Below are 17,046 nucleotides of genomic sequence, written 5' to 3'. Positions count from 1 at the left end.
ATACCATTATATTTATCGTCAGAAAGTGAGTTAACACAATCTAATGCAATGGATTATTGAACATCAAACATTATTCGCTAGCTCAATATCGAGCGCAGTCGTCACTGGAACAGCTGTCGGTTGGTGGGTTAAACAGAAGATGCAGTTAACCACTTTGCGATTGGAGCAGCAGATCGAGTCTGAAAAACAGCTGCACCTTAGTCAACACAACCAATTAAGCAGTGCCCTAAAGCAAGCGCAAAAAGATCTTGATGAGATGGATGTGGCTAGGGATCAGTCTGCTCATGAGCTTAAACAATCTCATGGTAAGTTGATGGCAGTATTAGAGAAGCTACGCCATTTTGAAACAGTGAAACAAGAACGTCAGCAATACGCTAATGAAGTCACTCAGGTTAGAGAAGCGAAATCTCAACTTGAAGCTCAGCTGCGTGAGCAGGAAGCTCGTCATGAGCAACAAAACATTGCCAGTGCAGAAAAGCTTCAGTTATTGGAGCAAGCTGAAGAGCGTTTAAAGCAGCAGTTTGAACATTTAGCGAACCAACTGTTTGAAGCCAAAACCGCCAAGGTTGATGAGCAAAATAAACAGAGCTTGAACGGGCTACTGTCACCACTGAAAGAGCAGTTAGAAGGGTTTAAGAAGCAGGTCAATGACAGCTTTAGTCAGGAAGCCAAAGAGCGTCATACGCTTGTGCATGAACTTAAAAGCTTGCAGCGACTTAATGAGCAGATGACCAAAGAAGCGGTGAACCTGACTCAAGCGCTGAAAGGCGACAATAAACAGCAAGGTAACTGGGGTGAAGTGGTGCTTGCTCGAGTACTCGCCGAATCGGGTTTAAGAGAAGGGCATGAATACCAAACTCAAGTGAGCCTGCAAAATGAAGCGGGTAAGCGATTCCAACCGGATGTGATTGTTCACTTACCTCACAACAAACAGGTGGTGGTGGATTCGAAGATGGCGCTGATTGCATTTGAGCGTTATTTCAATGCAGAAAACGATCAAGATAAAGCTCAAGCCTTAAGCGACCATCTTGTCGCGCTTCGAGCGCATATAAAAGGATTAAGCCAAAAAGATTACCATCAGCTCAAAGGTATTCAGAGCCTCGACTATGTGTTGATGTTTATTCCTGTCGAACCGGCATTCCAAGTCGCGATTCAAGCAGACCCAAGCCTTGTGAAAGAGGCGATGGAGCAAAACATTATTATCGTCAGCCCAACGACACTGCTGGTGGCACTGCGCACAATTGACAATCTGTGGCGCAATGACAGGCAGAACCAAAATGCACAGTTAATCGCTGATCGGGCCAGTAAACTTTATGACAAGGTTCGTCTGTTTGTTGATGACATGGAAGGGCTAGGTGCTGCATTAGATAAAGCGAATCAAAGTTATCAAGGGGCAATGAATAAATTAGCCACAGGGCGAGGAAATGTCATTAAGCAAGCTGAAAGCTTTAAAACCCTAGGGGTTGAGGTTAAAAAGCCAATCTCAAGTAACTTGGTGGAAGTCGCACAAAATGACTCGTTAGTAGAAAGACATCCGCTTGAGGATAAAGTAAACTAATCGCCCGCGGTACTCGATTTAACAGTACTGTAGATGAGGAATGACAATGACGGACACCAGTGTGCAATCAAATACAGCTTTAGAATCAAATCCATCAACACAAGACGCAGAAACCACTCACTTTGGTTTTGAAACCGTAGCCAAAGAAGAAAAAGTGGCTAAGGTTGCCGAAGTATTCCATTCGGTTGCGGCAAAGTACGACATCATGAATGACCTTATGTCAGGTGGTGTTCATCGATTATGGAAACGCTTTACGATTGATTGCAGTGGCGTTCGTCCTGGTCAGCGTATTCTCGATCTTGGTGGTGGTACTGGTGATTTAACGGCTAAATTCTCTCGTATTGTCGGTGAGAAAGGTCATGTCATTCTTGCTGATATCAACAACTCTATGTTGAACGTTGGTCGCGATAAGCTGCGTGATAGCGGTATCGTTGGAAATGTTCACTATGTACAGGCCAATGCCGAAGAGTTACCGTTCCCAGATGACTACTTCGACTGCATTACTATTAGCTTTTGCCTGCGTAATGTAACCGATAAAGACAAAGCACTGCGCTCTATGTACCGTGTATTAAAACCTGGCGGTCGTTTGTTGGTGCTTGAATTTTCAAAGCCTGTTCTAGAGCCTCTCTCTAAAGTTTATGATGCGTACTCTTTCCACCTATTGCCAAAAATGGGTGAGTTGATCGCTAACGATGCAGATAGTTACCGTTACTTAGCTGAGTCTATTCGTATGCACCCTGATCAAGATACATTAGAAGGGATGATGCAAGGCGCTGGGTTTGAAAAAACCAATTACTACAATTTGACCGGTGGCATCGTCGCGCTACACCGTGGCTATAAGTTTTAATCAAAACGGTTACTACAGCCAATACATTTAGTACGGTAAAGCGGATATAAAGAAAGGACAGTTATGCCATTTGATCCCTTAGTAACAGCGGTGGTGGAAACCTCGTTTAATCGATTGATTCAAGACGATCCTGAACTCGTCCGTCGATTAACGCGCTTAAAAGGTCAGGTGATCCAAGTTCATCTTAAAGAGCTCAATAAAACACTGACTTTTGTATTCAGTCAGCAAGTTGATGTGTTGGCGGATTATGAAGGTGAAGCGGATTGTTATTTATCACTTAATCTTTCTGTCCTGCCTGAGTTACGAGAACAAGCCAACATCACCGATCTGATTAAGCAAGATAAGCTCGATCTGCAAGGTGATATCCAGCTGGCACAAAAGTTTGCCCAACTGATGAAAGATTGTAAGCCAGACATTGAAGAGTGGCTGTCACGTTTAACTGGTGATGTTGTGGCGCATAGCTTGGTACAAAGCGTAAAAGACCTTTCTGGCTTTGTTCAAAAACAAGCGTGTAAAAAACAGTCTCATCTTGCTCAAGTCATCACGGAAGAGTGGCAAATTACGCCACCACCGTTAGAGATTGCTTACTTTTGTGACCAAGTTGAAGAGCTTGCCTCTCAAGCTGAGCGTATTGAAACACTACTAAATAAATTGTTAGAGAAAGCATGACCCCAACAGAGCTAAAGCGCTTATATCGAATTATTAAGGTTCAGCTAGAATATGGCCTAGATGAACTTCTGCCAGAACACAAGCTGACTAAGACGCCATTGCTTGCTAGAAAAGCGTTGTTTTGGATTAAGAATAAACACCCGGATAAAGAGTTGGGTGAACGACTTCGCTTGGCATTACAAGAGCTTGGGCCTGTTTGGATTAAGTTTGGTCAAATGATGTCGACACGTCGTGATCTGTTTCCTCCGTTTATTGCTGACCAGCTCGCGCTGCTGCAAGATCAAGTTGCCCCATTTGATGGCGCTCTTGCAAAGCACCACATGGAGAAGTCACTTGGTGGTCCAATTGAGAATTGGTTCACTGATTTTGATATAGAGCCACTCGCATCGGCCTCTATAGCTCAAGTTCATACTGCTAAGCTGAAAGAGTCGGGCCGAGAAATTGTCTTAAAGGTCATTCGTCCTGATATTCATGCCGTAATTGAATCAGATATTAAGCTGATGTATCGCATGGCTCGTATTGTTGCTAAAGCGCTACCTGATGCAAGACGATTAAAGCCTGTTGAAGTGGTTCGTGAATATGAAAAAACCATCCTAGACGAACTCGATCTGCGCAGAGAAGCGGCGAATGCGATTCAACTGCGTCGAAATTTTGAAGGTAGTGAAGAGCTGTACGTTCCGGAGGTCATCCCTGACTTTAGTAGCGAAAGCCTCATGGTTTCTGAGCGTATTTATGGTATTCAGGTCTCAGACATTGAAACACTGCAAGCGAATGGCACCAATATGAAACTATTGGCCGAACGTGGCGTGAGTGTCTTCTTCACACAAGTGTTCCGCGATAGCTTCTTCCACGCCGATATGCACCCCGGCAATGTTTTTGTCCAACATGATCACCCTGAAAATCCACAGTGGATAGGGTTAGATTGTGGCATTGTTGGTACGCTAAATAGCGAAGACAAACGATATCTTGCAGAAAATTTACTGGCATTTTTCCATAGAGACTACCGTCGTGTGGCAGAATTGCACGTCGACTCAGGTTGGGTTCCACGTGAAACCAACGTCGATGAATTTGAGTTTGCCATTCGTATTGTGTGTGAGCCTATTTTTGCCAAGCCTTTGGGCGAAATCTCTTTTGGTCATGTGCTGCTTAACCTATTCAATACAGCGCGTCGTTTTAATATGGAAGTACAGCCTCAGCTGGTTCTATTGCAAAAGACATTATTGTACATCGAAGGGTTAGGGCGTCAGCTTTACCCTCAGTTGGATTTATGGGAAACCGCGAAACCATTTTTAGAAAAATGGATGATGCAGCAAGTAGGCCCGCAAGCTGTTATTAACGCTGTTAAAGATCGTGCACCTTTCTGGGCAGAGAAACTACCTGAGTTACCAGAACTGTTATATGACAGCTTAAAGCAGGGAAATACACTGAATCAAAGGATGGAATCTTTTTATCAAGGGTACCGTCAAAGTAAGCGACAGCAAGCAACAGGTCGGTTTTTGTTTGGTGTTGGTGCAACATTAATTGTATGCTCAGCGATCTTAATTAACAGTCCGTATGAGCAGTTATCTTTAGCAAGCGGCCTTTGTGGTGTCACATTTTGGTTGCTTAGTTGGCGAGCTTACCGTCAATAGGCGGTAAACTTATATTAATTTCGTAAATAATAACCCGAGGTAAATAGAATGGGTGGTATCAGTATTTGGCAACTTCTTATTATTGCTGTGATCGTTGTATTGTTATTTGGAACAAAAAAACTGCGTGGCATTGGTGGTGATTTAGGCGGTGCAGTAAAAGGCTTTAAGAAAGCGATGAGCGAAGATGAGACTGCGAAGAAAGACGCAGACTTTGAGCAAAAAAATATTGAGCAGACCAAAGCAGAGTCAGTGAATGCTGATGCTCAATCTACAGAAACGAAGAAAGACAAAGAGCAGGCATAGATAGTGTTTGATATCGGTTTTTGGGAACTGGTATTGATATCTGTTGTAGGGCTTGTTGTTCTTGGTCCTGAACGTTTGCCACATGCGATTCGTAGTGTTACTAAATTTATTAGTTCAGCGAAAAGCATGGCAAACAGCGTGAAAGACGAGCTAACTCATGAATTGAAGATTCAAGAGTTGCAAGATAACTTGAAAAAAGCAGAGCAGATGGGGATGGAAGATCTTTCTCCAGAGCTAAAATCTTCAGTCGAAGAGCTTAAACAAGCAGCGCAAGACGTCCAGCGACCATTTGCCAGTAGCACGAGTACAGAAAGCTTAGTGTCAGAAGCCTCTAATACAAAGAGTTCTGATTCAGTTAAAGCTGCAACTCCCGCACAAAATAACGCGGTTGTTGAATCGGTTACTGACAAACAAGATACCACGGCAGATAAAAAAGCCGAATAGTCTCGCATTCGAGGAGCTGCTTATGCGCGGCTCCTTTTTGATCTTATCGTTTATTCGATGTTTTAGCATAGAGGTTTGACATGGCTTCTGTTGAGCAGACTCAACCTTTGATCAGTCACTTATTAGAATTACGAAATCGCCTATTGCGAGCAATGCTTGCGATATTGATTATCTTTCTAGGTTTGATCTATTTTTCTAACTATATTTACGAATTTGTTTCCGCCCCCCTTGTAGATCGTCTTCCTGAAGGGGCAACAATGATCGCAACAGACGTTGCATCACCGTTCTTTACTCCACTAAAACTGACGCTGATTGCTTCTGTTTTTATAGCAGTACCGTTTATCTTGTATCAAGTTTGGGCTTTTGTAGCACCTGGTTTGTATAAGCATGAACGACGCTTGATTATGCCTTTGCTGTTTTCAAGCTCATTGCTCTTTTACTGTGGTGTCGCTTTTGCTTACTTTGTGGTTTTCCCGTTAGTATTCAGCTTCTTCACCGCGATTTCATTGGGTGGGGTTGAGTTCGCAACAGACATATCGAGTTATCTAGATTTCGTGCTCGCGCTGTTCTTTGCTTTTGGTATCGCGTTTGAAGTACCTGTCGCGATCATCTTACTGTGCTGGACTGGGGCAACAACGCCGAAATCATTATCTGAAAAGCGCCCATATATTGTAGTTGGTGCATTCGTTGTCGGCATGATGCTAACCCCACCTGATTTGATTTCTCAGACGTTACTCGCGATTCCAATGTGTATACTATTCGAAGTCGGTCTTTTCTTTGCTCGTTTCTATACGAAGAAGGATGAAGATAGAGAAGAGGCTGAGCAAGAAGAGTCTTAATTCTGTTTGAATATGAAACGAAAAAGGTTGGCATTTGCCAACCTTTTTTCTTATTAACTTAAGCCCTTGAAGTCGTGCTTTTTATCTTACAGTCATTACATGACCGCAATTGATGCACTTATATACTTCTTTAACACCAAATAACTTTTGCCAAAAAGTTCGGTGAGTCCTTTGATAATAATTACTATGATTACACATACTGACGCCTTCACTTGTTATTATGCGCCCAATTTTATGTGAAAGTCATGTCACATTAAACATATACTTTGGATCAGTATCACACTTGTGGTATGTAACTCTTAAGTGTTATATTGATAGTATTCACAGTAAAAACAGTAAGTTGGCGTTTTTATTGGTGATGCTTGTTATTTCTTCTAAATCTAAGCCTCTAAGTTGCGAGACTCTTTCTCCAACAAGCCGAGTATACGCAGGCTCATTACGTTTTCCTCGGTGTGGAACAGGAGCTAGATAAGGGCAGTCTGTCTCAAGGAGTACATAGTTCATGTCTAGGTGTGGGATGACTTTATCCATACCGCCGTTTTTAAATGTTGAAACGCCGCCTAACCCCAAATGAAAGCCTAGGCCGTTTATGGCTTTCGCTTCATCAACACTGCCGCCAAAACAGTGAAATACACCACGTAAAGAACCATCTTGTTCTTTGCTAAGCAGCCCAAGTGTCTCTTCTATTGAGTCTCGCGTGTGGATAACAACCGGAAGATCCATCTCCTTAGCCCAGTTTAGCTGGGTTATAAACGCCATCTCTTGCTCTGCTTTAAAGGTTTTGTCCCAGTAGAGGTCGATACCTATTTCGCCGACAGCGATAAAATTGTGTTTTTCAAACCAAGAGTGGATGGTCGCTAAAGTCTCTTTAACATTGCCGTCAACATAGCAAGGGTGTAATCCCATCATAGAGCGACAGATATCCGGATAAGCAGCTTGAGTCTTTAGCATAGGCTCAATCGACTCTAGGTCGATATTGGGCATTAGAATATTTCTGATGCCTTGCTGTAGAGCGCGTTGCACGACTTCATCACGGTCACCATCAAATTCGCTGGCGTAAATGTGGGCGTGGGTATCGATCATGATTTTCTCATTTGATTGTGTGCCGAATTATTTTTCTGAGTATACGGCAGTGTGAGCCTTTGGTCATTTTTAGGAATTTTATTCATAGATGCTAGCGCCAGACACAAGGAGTGATATGATTTTGCTTTGCATTTTCATCAGACAAGGAGAATCAGGTGTCTGTATCTATCCAAGGCCAGTTCCCAGGCCGCCGTATGCGCCGTATGCGTAAACATGAATTTAGCCGTCGTTTAATGGCAGAAAATCAGCTTTCAGTCAGTGATTTGATCTATCCAATGTTCATTCTGATGGGCAAAGATCGACGTGAGAGTGTTGAGTCAATGCCGGGTGTTGAACGCCTTTCGATCGATTTAATGCTTGAAGAAGCGCAGTACCTTGCTAATTTAGGCGTTCCAGCAATTGCTCTTTTTCCTGTTGTTAACCAAGATGCAAAAAGCTTATGTGCTACCGAAGCTTACAGCTCAGACGGGCTTGTCCAACGAGCGGTTCGTTTATTGAAAGAGCATATACCACAAATTGGTGTTATCACTGATGTTGCTTTAGACCCGTTCACGACGCATGGTCAAGATGGCATTATTGATGAAGACGGCTATGTTCTTAATGATGAAACGACAGAGGTTCTCATTAAACAAGCCTTATCCCATGCAGAATCTGGCGCCGATGTTGTGGCTCCTTCAGATATGATGGATGGACGCATTGGTAAAATTCGCGAAGCATTAGAAGAAGCAGGGTATATCCATACTCAGATAATGGCTTACTCTGCTAAGTATGCTTCAAGCTACTATGGTCCATTTAGAGACGCGGTTGGATCATCTTCAAATCTGAAAGGTGGTAATAAAAAGAATTACCAGATGGATCCTGCGAACAGCGATGAAGCATTGCAAGAAGTGGCGATGGACATCAATGAAGGTGCGGATATGGTGATGGTGAAGCCGGGTATGCCTTATCTTGATGTGGTTCGCCGTGTTAAATCAGAACTTCAAGTGCCGACCTTTGCGTATCAAGTTTCTGGTGAGTACGCTATGCATAAAGCGGCAATTCAAAATGGCTGGTTAAGTGAAAGAGATACGGTACTGGAGTCATTAATGTGTTTTAAACGCGCTGGTGCAGACGGTATTTTAACTTACTTTGCTAAAGATGTGGCTGAGTGGTTAGCGTCTGACAATGCTCAAGCGGCTACACACCTTAATAAAGACTAATACGATTTAAGAAGCGAATAACTGGGCTAGCACTTGCTAGCCTTTTTTGTTGCTATCAGAAAGAGCAGTACATAGTGTTTCAACAATTAAAGTGAAGTCGAAAATAATAATCTTCTCGTATTTGAATTTTGGCTACTTGGTCATATCTTGTTGAAATTATGAGATTTATAAGTGGTTTCATTACTCTAAAGTGAGAGTTTTTCAAGACATACATAAATTAAATGAGAATTTTTATCATTTAGGTGTTGATTATTAAATGAGAATCATTATTATTAACCTTGTCTTAGGGAATGAGAGAAAGTTCATAAGGACATGACGTTACCAGAATCGAATACGCTGAAGGTAATGAATTGAACGAGACGAACTTGCACAAGTTCTTTTTGACACGACATTGCTCACATTGCTTCCAGTGTAATTTATAGCTTCTGGTAGAGTTGAACAGAATTTCTGTTTTCAGCTTCAACCTTGTTTTGCTAGGCGACATCTTTTAGATGTCGCTTTTTTTTGCTTGCAATTTATGATCAATTTACGGTGAATAAAATAAACTGGCTATTTTTTTCCACAGTGCTGGATCGTTTGAGGATCGTTGTGGGAATATTCGATCTGTTTAAATTTCACTTTAAATCAAGGGTTTAATTTGTTGCATGGTGTTTTTTATTATAAGTAAGCAAAGAGGTAAATAAAAGTATAAACAGAGTTATCCACAGTTTGGTTGTTTTTGAGTTGAATAATTTTAAAAATGAGTTAGCTCCATTGAAGAGTTAAAATGGATTCATGTTAATAGTCATGGCATCCTAAGCAGATCTTACTAAATGCAATTCTTTGGATACAAAAGACTATGGCTCGCATTCCCGACAATCCGCTCATTCTTATTGATGGATCTTCTTATCTATACCGCGCATTTCATGCTTACCCAGACTCGATGACCAATGGAGATATTCCAACTAATGCCATCTATGGTGTAGTCAACATGCTACGCAGTATGATGCGTCAGTTCTCTTCTGAGCGTATTGCCGTGATCTTTGATGCGAAAGGTAAAACTTTTCGTGATGATATGTATCCAGAGTACAAAGCAAATCGTCCATCTATGCCGGATGAACTGCGCTGCCAAATTGAGCCCCTGCATAACATGATTCGTGCAATGGGCTTGCCTCTGATCTCGATTCCCGGAGTAGAAGCCGATGATGTTATTGGTACGTTGTCGTCTCAAGCTTCGGCCGCAGGCATGCCAGTGCTGATCAGTACTGGTGATAAAGATATGGCTCAACTTGTTGATGAGAATGTCACACTGATCAATACCATGACGAACGTGGTGATGGATCGTGAAGGCGTGATTGAAAAGTTTGGTATTCCACCCGAGTTGATCATCGATTACTTGGCTCTAATGGGAGACAAGGTTGATAACATTCCAGGTGTTCCTGGGGTAGGTGACAAAACAGCTACGGCTCTACTACAAGGTCTCGGTAGTATTACAAAGATCTATGACAATCTTGATGACATTGCTGCTCTAGGTTTCCGTGGTTCTAAAACCATGGCTAAGAAGCTAGTAGATAATAAAGAAAACGCTGACATGTCTTACAAGCTTGCAACCATTAAGCTTGATGTGGAATTAGAAGAGACACCGCAATCATTGGTTAAGTCTGAGCCTAATGTTGATGAGCTAATTAAGCTATATGGACAAATGGTCTTTAAGTCTTGGTTAAATGAGTTACTAGAAGGTGGAACAGGTGTTGTACAAGCGGATGAAAAATCTGGTGCAATGCGTCAATCTACTTCGTCAACATCTTCGGAAAGCGAGCTAGATACTTCAGCAGTCACTATTGATCGCAGTCTCTATGAAACTATTTTAGATAAAGAGACATTCTCAACGTGGCTAGAGAAGTTAAAAGGTGCAGAACTATTTGCCTTTGATACTGAGACTGACAGCTTAGACTATATGGTTGCTAACTTGGTTGGCTTATCGTTTGCCACTGAAGAAGGCGTAGCCGCTTATGTTCCTGTAGCTCACGATTACTTAGATGCACCAGAGCAGCTTGATCGTGACTGGGTACTAGAGCAGCTAAAACCTATCTTAGAAGATAACAATCAAGCAAAAGTTGGCCAGAATCTAAAGTACGATGCTAGTGTTTTAGCTCGTTATGATATTGACATGAAAGGTATCAAGCACGATACCATGCTCGCATCTTACGTATTTAACAGCGTAGGCGGTAAGCACAATATGGATAGCTTGGCACTTCGTTTTCTTCAGCATAGCTGTATCTCGTTTGAACAAATTGCAGGTAAAGGCAAAAAGCAGTTAACCTTTAATCAGATCGATCTTGAGCAAGCCTCGCCTTATGCTGCTGAAGATGCGGATGTTACGCTGCGTTTGCACAATCGCCTTGCGGAGCAGTTAGCAAAAGATAGCCAATTTAAAACAGTCTACGAAGAGATTGAGATGCCGCTAGTACCGGTATTGTCACGCATTGAAAGAACAGGCGTATTAGTCGATGACATGATGCTTGGAACTCAATCCCAAGAGATTGCGGCTCGTCTCGATGAGCTAGAGAAAAAAGCGTATGAAATTGCGGAACAAGAATTTAACTTAAGTTCGCCAAAGCAGCTTCAAGCAATATTGTTTGAAAAAATGGGCTTGCCCGTTATTAAAAAAACGCCTTCTGGGGCGGCTTCCACCAATGAAGAAGTACTTCAAGAACTAGCTCTGGATTACCCATTGCCAAAACTGATTTTGGAGTACCGCGGTCTGGCGAAGCTCAAATCAACGTATACCGATAAACTGCCTAAGATGATTAACGCAGAAACAGGTCGTGTCCACACGTCTTACCATCAAGCGGTGACAGCAACAGGGCGTTTGTCTTCGACTGATCCAAACTTACAGAATATCCCAATTCGTAATGAGGAAGGCCGACGCATTCGTCAGGCATTTGTGGCACCGCATGGCTACAAAATTCTTGCTGTCGATTACTCTCAAATTGAATTGCGTATTATGGCGCATCTTTCTGGTGACAAGGCTCTACTTGAAGCTTTCCAACAAGGCAAAGATATCCACGCAGCAACTGCCGCAGAGATTATTGGTGTTCCTATTGAGGAAGTCAGCGGCGAACAGCGCCGTCAAGCTAAAGCCGTTAACTTCGGTCTTATCTACGGTATGAGCGCATTTGGCTTAGCTAAGCAACTGGGCATTGCCCGTGGTGAAGCACAGCAGTATATGGATACTTATTTCGAGCGTTATCCTGGTGTGATGCAATACATGGAAGACACGCGAAGCGCAGCGACTGAACAAGGCTTTGTTGAAACCATTTATGGGCGTCGTCTGTATCTTCCGGAAATTAAGTCGAGTAATGGAATGCGTCGTAAAGCGGCTGAACGCGCAGCGATTAACGCACCCATGCAAGGTACTGCTGCTGATATCATCAAGAAAGCGATGCTTCTTGTCGATGAGTGGATCGAGTCTCATGGGGAAGGACGCGTTAAGTTACTGATGCAAGTACACGATGAATTGGTACTTGAAGTCGAAGAGTCGGTATTGGGCGAAATTGAAAGTAAAGTACAACAATTAATGGAATCAGCAGCGGATCTCGATGTTCCGTTAATCGCTGAAGCAGGTCATGGTGACAACTGGGATCAGGCTCATTAGACACTTTTTAAGCTAATAGCAAACAATAATATGAGCCAGCGCACAAACGCTGGCTTTTTTGTGCGAGTAAAAAAAGAAATGATTCAATTTCTAAAACTGTAGGCAAAACAAAAATAGCTGAAAATAAACTACAAAAAAAGTTTTCATTTCTGACCAATTGTTGTACATTAGTCTGCGTAGGGTACAGAGGTAAGATGTTCTATCTTTCAGACCTTTTGTTTCACGTTATTGGATTAGGCTGATTCAGCCGCCCCAGTCAGTATTTGACTGGGGCGTTTTTTCTTGTGGCAAAGAAAAAATTAAATACCCATATATCTCTCTTTGAACAGCACTTATTTTCCTCTTCCGTGACTGAATTACCTAAAATAAATCAATCTACTTTTGATTTTTTTAAACTTAGTTGTAATTTTATACCACTCACACTTCTATTATTTTCTCAAAAAAAACAAGACATATATTGTTGGCTTCTTATTGCATTTTAATTGATTTAAATCAGCTGCTTATGTTTCATGCGAGAATGCATAGGTGCATCTGTTGGCAGGTGTTAAGTGGTTGAAATACGACGAGTGATAGAGGATGCTAATAGAATAATAATAACGAGTAATATTTTCTCTCCCGTTGCCCCACCAGGATGGTGGGGATTTTTATGCCTGCAATTTAAGGTTCTTTCCGGATGCTGTGTCTGCTTCAATCGAGGTATCATTGATTAGCGAGCATAAAAAAGCCTCACAACAGTAAGGCTTTAATTTGATGTTTTTTCGACTAAATGATTCACTTAGTCGTTATCAGAGACGCTCTCTTGTTCATCGACAACGTCGATAAGCTCTTCATCGGTCACTTCAAAAGCAGGGGCATACCAGCCATCAAGTGTGCTACGTAGAACGTCAACACCGATCCCTTTTAGTGACGAAAATGCGTCAACTTTAACCGTGCCACCAAATCCTTTAGACGATTCACGTATCTTCAACACTTGTGCTTTTCTAGCGCCACTTTTTAGCTTATCAGCTTTTGTCAGTAGTACTTGCACCGGAATATTGCTATCAACTGCCCAATATATCAGCTGTTGGTCTAGATCTTTCATTGGATGACGAATATCCATCAGTACCACAAGGCCTTTGAGAGACTTACGGCATTGGAGGTATTCACCCAGTGATTTCTGCCATTTCTCCTTCAACTTCAGAGGAACTTGAGCATAACCATAGCCGGGTAAATCAACAATGTGACAACCTTCATCAACCTTAAATAAATTAATCAGCTGAGTTCGACCAGGCGTTTTACTTGTTTTCGCTAAGCCTCTCTGATTCGTTAAGGTGTTGAGGGAACTAGATTTACCAGCATTAGAGCGACCTGCAAACGCAACTTCGATCCCTTCGTCTTCTGGTAAATGACGAATATCTGGCGCACTGGTAATAAAATGCGTGTTTTGGTAATGAATTTTTACGCTCACTGTTAACTCCATCTCGACTTTGTGTAGTCGATTGATTACTTTTTTGTGAAATTGTGTAAAATAACTGTGCTCGACATATGATCGGCTATTATATCACGTGTGGCAACACAGAGTGGTACTGGAAGCTTTATAATTATAATGGAATGTCATGAAAAAATTAGCGCTAATCTTGAGTCTTTTAGCCAGCTGCACAGTATGGGCTCAAGGCAGCATCGAAGCTGGTAAATCAAAATCAATAACATGTGGTGCCTGTCATGGCGCTGATGGTAATAGCCAACTAGCTATGTACCCAAGTATTGCTGGTCAACATGCGAAGTATCTAGAAAAGCAGTTAAAAGATCTACGACTGGGTATGACTAGTGGTGGTAAACAAGGTCGTATGGACCCTGTGATGAGTGGTATGGCGATGGCTCTAAGCGATCAAGATATTGCTGACTTGTCTGCCTACTATGCATCATTACCTATTGCTGCGAAAACAACACCTGAAAATGTTGTAGAAAAAGGTAAGGCGCTTTACGCCGCTGGAGATATCGAACGAGGCATCACTGCCTGTATCGCATGTCACGGGCCTCGCGGTAATGGTACTGAGTTGTCAGGCTTTCCAAAAGTCTCTGGCCAACACGCAGAATATATTAAAGCTCAGTTAATTAAGTTCCGTAATGGAACACGTAACAATGATATGAATGAGATGATGCGTGATATCTCTAAAAAGCTTACCGATGACGATATTGAAGTATTATCTCAATACGTCGGTGGTCTTCACTAACGGATCACCTGTTCGAGCATCTGTTTTAGCTGACAGAAAGCAGTACGTAGAAGCCTTAGCCTAAATGCTAGGGCTTTTTCATATCTAAATGATAGCCATACTGATCTTATACAAAAGCGCTATATTCATTTTTTCCTCGGAGTCTTGTAAGAGATTTGCCATACCTTAATCAGAAGTTGTAGCTAGTGTTGCTATAAGTGGCTGAAAATTAGCACATTGTAAATTATTGCAGAATATTAGATGTGAACTTTGAAGTTATGGTGTTGTTTCTGTTACCAATCACGGTAAATTACTCCCATCGGCAAGGAGCTGAATAGGAACTTAGACCAAGATGGTCTCCAAGGAAGCAGGTGAGGAATACCTGAAAGTTGGACGAAGGATAGTAGCGGGCTAGGAGCTGGCTAGATAAGGATGATTGAATTGTCTTAGGATTAGACGTCGAAAAGGATCAGGCTAATGGATAGCCCAGATACAGGATGTCGAAAGGATTATTAAAATTCATCAGGACGATGAAGAACAAAATTTTTGCAGGGAAAGCATCAATAACAACAGGATAGTTGAGCACCATATGCGTGCAGACAAATTTGCCATTTACTGGCACTTTGAAAGCGATAGGGAAACCTATCGCTTTTTTATCTTCTTAAAACCCATTATTTCACTGATCTGCCGTTTAATTGCACAATATCACTCCACTTGGATCTCACTTTCTGGTATGTTTCGCATCCCTGTTTGAGGATGAACGCATGCACAACTGTCCTTTATGTCACAATCACGACACTCAACACTATTTTGAGGATAAGCGCCGAGCTTATTTACAATGTCGAGAATGTGAATTGGTTTTTGTTGACCCAACTCAGCGCTTAGATGCAAAAGCAGAAAAAGCTCACTATGATCTTCATGAGAACGATCCGAGTGATGAGGGGTATCGTCGATTTTTATCACGAATTGCAAATCCTATAATAGAAAGAATCCCGTCTAACGCTCATGGGTTAGATTTTGGCTGTGGTCCTGGTCCAACGTTGTCCGTAATGTTGCAAGAGCAAGGCCACAGTATTGAATTGTATGATCTTTACTATCACCCAGATAAAACGGTGTTAGCACAGACTTACGATTTTATGACTGCGACAGAGGTGATCGAGCATATATATCAACCCGATCTCGTGTGGCAGCAATGGTTAAATTTAGTTAAGCCGGGTGGCTGGATTGGTCTTATGACTAAGATGGTTATCGATCTTGAAGCGTTTAAAAACTGGCACTATAAGAACGACGTCACTCACGTCATCTTTTTTAGCCGTAAGACCTTCGAGTATCTGGCTGAGCGAGATAAGCTCGAACTAGAATTTGTTGGAAATGATGTAATTTTACTGAGGAAGACCCAGTAATGAGCCGTAGTAAGAAATCTAGAAAGCCAGGAGCATTAGGTGCACCTGAAGCTAACGTAACGCGTAATCGCAGTGAATCTGATGTTCAAGGTCGTTTACGTAAGCGTGTGAAAAACCGCAAAGGCCTGAAAACGGGTAACCGAAATTCAGAAGTGGATGATGTAAAACAGCATCAAGGCCAACCGAAGCGTGATCCACGTTTAGGTAGCAAAAAGAAAATTGCTTTAGTGGTTGAAGAGAAGAAGAAACCTAACAAGCAAGAGCGTCGACTATCTGCTGAAAAAGAGCTAGAGATGCTTGAAACAGATACGCAGCTAAACGTATTGCTTGATCGCATCGAAAATGGCGAAAACTTAGGGGCTGGCCTACAGAAGCTAGTTGACGAGAAGCTTGATCGTATTGAAGTACTGATGAAGCAACTTGGTCTTTTTGTTGAAGAAGAGTTTGAAGATGATGAAGACGACTACGAAGGCTCTGAAGAGTCGATTGTCGTACCTAAATCAATCAAGAAAACCAACAGACCATCGACAGATGAAGAACTTCTATCTCAATTTGAAGGTCTTGATATCAACGACTTTAAAGAGTAATTAGCGGATGAACGTAACCTTATTAGCCGCGATTGGATCGCTGATTATCGCAGGGCTAGCATGCTATGCAGGTTACCTTCTGCTCCAAGTTAAGAAGCAAAAGGATTTGCAGCAGCAACAGCAAAAGTTAGCGATAGATAAGCGCAATGCCAATATCTATGAAAACGTTAATGCGCTTTGTTTAGCTGGCATTCAAGGTCAGTGTGACTTATCTGAAATTAGTATTCGTGTGTATAACATCATGGATTACGTTCAGGGTGATAATCGTATTGATTTTGACCAGCATTATCCTGCACTCTCTGAACTTTATCATGTGGTTAAAGACATGGCGCGAGCTGATGATCGCCAAGCGTTAGCAAAAAAAGAGAAAATGGAACAGAACTTACTTCGTCATAAAGCTGAAGTGAAATTGGCTGATGCTATTGTCGAAGAGCTTAAAACGTTGCAAAAGAAAATCGCACCGCTAAATAATCAGATAAACATCCAAGTTATCTAATTACATTTTGTGCCGATGCTAAAAACTGGGTTACTCATTCGTTAGAGTGAGTGATCGAGTTAGCAGTTATGAAATTTTCTTACAAAAATGTGTTTAGCTTTCCTACCTAAGCCATAGTCATGTGGCAAAATAGCCAGTCAAAATAATCTTTACGCCGA

Annotated in this window: 16 protein-coding genes; 14 read left to right on the top strand and 2 right to left on the bottom strand. The window is 42.0% G+C overall.

Going from position 1 to position 17,046, the window contains the following annotated elements:
- Positions 1–43 precede the first annotated feature (43 nt).
- The 7 genes from rmuC (at position 44) to tatC (ending at position 6,291) form a co-directional block, all read left to right on the top strand.
- On the top strand, positions 44–1,558 hold the full coding sequence (rmuC, locus tag L4D20_RS21900) for a DNA recombination protein RmuC (RefSeq protein WP_428803716.1): 1,515 nt from the start codon (positions 44–46) through the stop codon (positions 1,556–1,558).
- 46 nt (positions 1,559–1,604) lie between these two features.
- Positions 1,605–2,405: a bifunctional demethylmenaquinone methyltransferase/2-methoxy-6-polyprenyl-1,4-benzoquinol methylase UbiE gene (ubiE, locus tag L4D20_RS21895; protein ID WP_428803715.1), complete on the top strand. Its 801-nt coding sequence runs from the start codon at positions 1,605–1,607 to the stop codon at positions 2,403–2,405.
- Between the two features lie 63 nt (positions 2,406–2,468).
- Positions 2,469–3,074, top strand: a complete 606-nt coding sequence (locus tag L4D20_RS21890) for a ubiquinone biosynthesis accessory factor UbiJ (RefSeq protein WP_428803714.1) — start codon at positions 2,469–2,471, stop codon at positions 3,072–3,074.
- On the top strand, positions 3,071–4,705 hold the full coding sequence (ubiB, locus tag L4D20_RS21885; protein ID WP_428803713.1) for a ubiquinone biosynthesis regulatory protein kinase UbiB: 1,635 nt from the start codon (positions 3,071–3,073) through the stop codon (positions 4,703–4,705). The genes L4D20_RS21890 and ubiB overlap by 4 nt, the downstream gene beginning before the upstream one ends.
- Positions 4,706–4,753: 48 nt before the next feature.
- On the top strand, positions 4,754–5,008 hold the full coding sequence (tatA, locus tag L4D20_RS21880) for a Sec-independent protein translocase subunit TatA (protein WP_428803712.1): 255 nt from the start codon (positions 4,754–4,756) through the stop codon (positions 5,006–5,008).
- Between the two features lie 3 nt (positions 5,009–5,011).
- Positions 5,012–5,452 carry a Sec-independent protein translocase protein TatB gene (gene tatB, locus L4D20_RS21875; protein ID WP_428803711.1) on the top strand — a complete coding sequence of 147 codons (441 nt, stop codon included), beginning with the start codon at positions 5,012–5,014 and terminating at the stop codon, positions 5,450–5,452.
- An 80-nt stretch (positions 5,453–5,532) separates the two neighbouring features.
- Entirely contained in the window at positions 5,533–6,291 is a 759-nt protein-coding gene (gene tatC, locus L4D20_RS21870) for a twin-arginine translocase subunit TatC (protein ID WP_428803710.1), read from the top strand.
- Positions 6,292–6,612: 321 nt separating this feature from the next.
- Here tatC and L4D20_RS21865 read toward each other — a convergent pair whose 3' ends face one another.
- Complete coding sequence (locus L4D20_RS21865) at positions 6,613–7,374, bottom strand: TatD family hydrolase (protein WP_428803709.1); 762 nt, start codon at positions 7,372–7,374, stop codon at positions 6,613–6,615.
- Between the two features lie 155 nt (positions 7,375–7,529).
- On the opposite strand from L4D20_RS21865, the gene hemB reads away from it, so the two are divergent.
- The 3 genes from hemB to spfP all read left to right on the top strand — a co-directional run bounded on the left by hemB (position 7,530) and on the right by spfP (position 12,452).
- Complete coding sequence (gene hemB, locus L4D20_RS21860; protein ID WP_428803708.1) at positions 7,530–8,573, top strand: porphobilinogen synthase; 1,044 nt, start codon at positions 7,530–7,532, stop codon at positions 8,571–8,573.
- Positions 8,574–9,411: 838 nt separating this feature from the next.
- On the top strand, positions 9,412–12,210 hold the full coding sequence (gene polA / locus L4D20_RS21855; RefSeq protein ID WP_428803707.1) for a DNA polymerase I: 2,799 nt from the start codon (positions 9,412–9,414) through the stop codon (positions 12,208–12,210).
- Positions 12,211–12,404: 194 nt separating this feature from the next.
- Complete coding sequence (gene spfP, locus L4D20_RS24295) at positions 12,405–12,452, top strand: small protein SpfP (RefSeq protein WP_438356636.1); 48 nt, start codon at positions 12,405–12,407, stop codon at positions 12,450–12,452.
- Between the two features lie 533 nt (positions 12,453–12,985).
- On the opposite strand, the gene yihA is transcribed toward spfP, so the two are convergent.
- Positions 12,986–13,657, bottom strand: a complete 672-nt coding sequence (gene yihA / locus L4D20_RS21850; RefSeq protein WP_428803706.1) for a ribosome biogenesis GTP-binding protein YihA/YsxC — start codon at positions 13,655–13,657, stop codon at positions 12,986–12,988.
- A gap of 148 nt (positions 13,658–13,805) precedes the next feature.
- Here yihA and L4D20_RS21845 point away from each other — a divergent pair, with 148 nt between their 5' ends.
- The 4 genes from L4D20_RS21845 (at position 13,806) to L4D20_RS21830 (ending at position 16,888) form a co-directional block, all read left to right on the top strand.
- Positions 13,806–14,423 carry a c-type cytochrome gene (locus L4D20_RS21845; RefSeq protein WP_428803705.1) on the top strand — a complete coding sequence of 206 codons (618 nt, stop codon included), beginning with the start codon at positions 13,806–13,808 and terminating at the stop codon, positions 14,421–14,423.
- 743 nt (positions 14,424–15,166) lie between these two features.
- Positions 15,167–15,805 carry a class I SAM-dependent methyltransferase gene (locus tag L4D20_RS21840; protein WP_428803704.1) on the top strand — a complete coding sequence of 213 codons (639 nt, stop codon included), beginning with the start codon at positions 15,167–15,169 and terminating at the stop codon, positions 15,803–15,805.
- Positions 15,805–16,392, top strand: a complete 588-nt coding sequence (yihI, locus tag L4D20_RS21835) for a Der GTPase-activating protein YihI (RefSeq protein ID WP_428803703.1) — start codon at positions 15,805–15,807, stop codon at positions 16,390–16,392. The genes L4D20_RS21840 and yihI overlap by 1 nt, the downstream gene beginning before the upstream one ends.
- A gap of 7 nt (positions 16,393–16,399) precedes the next feature.
- Positions 16,400–16,888 carry a DUF2489 domain-containing protein gene (locus L4D20_RS21830; RefSeq protein ID WP_428803702.1) on the top strand — a complete coding sequence of 163 codons (489 nt, stop codon included), beginning with the start codon at positions 16,400–16,402 and terminating at the stop codon, positions 16,886–16,888.
- Positions 16,889–17,046 lie beyond the last annotated feature (158 nt).

This window comes from Vibrio kyushuensis, assembly GCF_050337325.1.
Lineage (GTDB): Bacteria > Pseudomonadota > Gammaproteobacteria > Enterobacterales > Vibrionaceae > Vibrio > Vibrio kyushuensis.
This window is presented reverse-complemented; position numbering and strand designations above follow the sequence as displayed.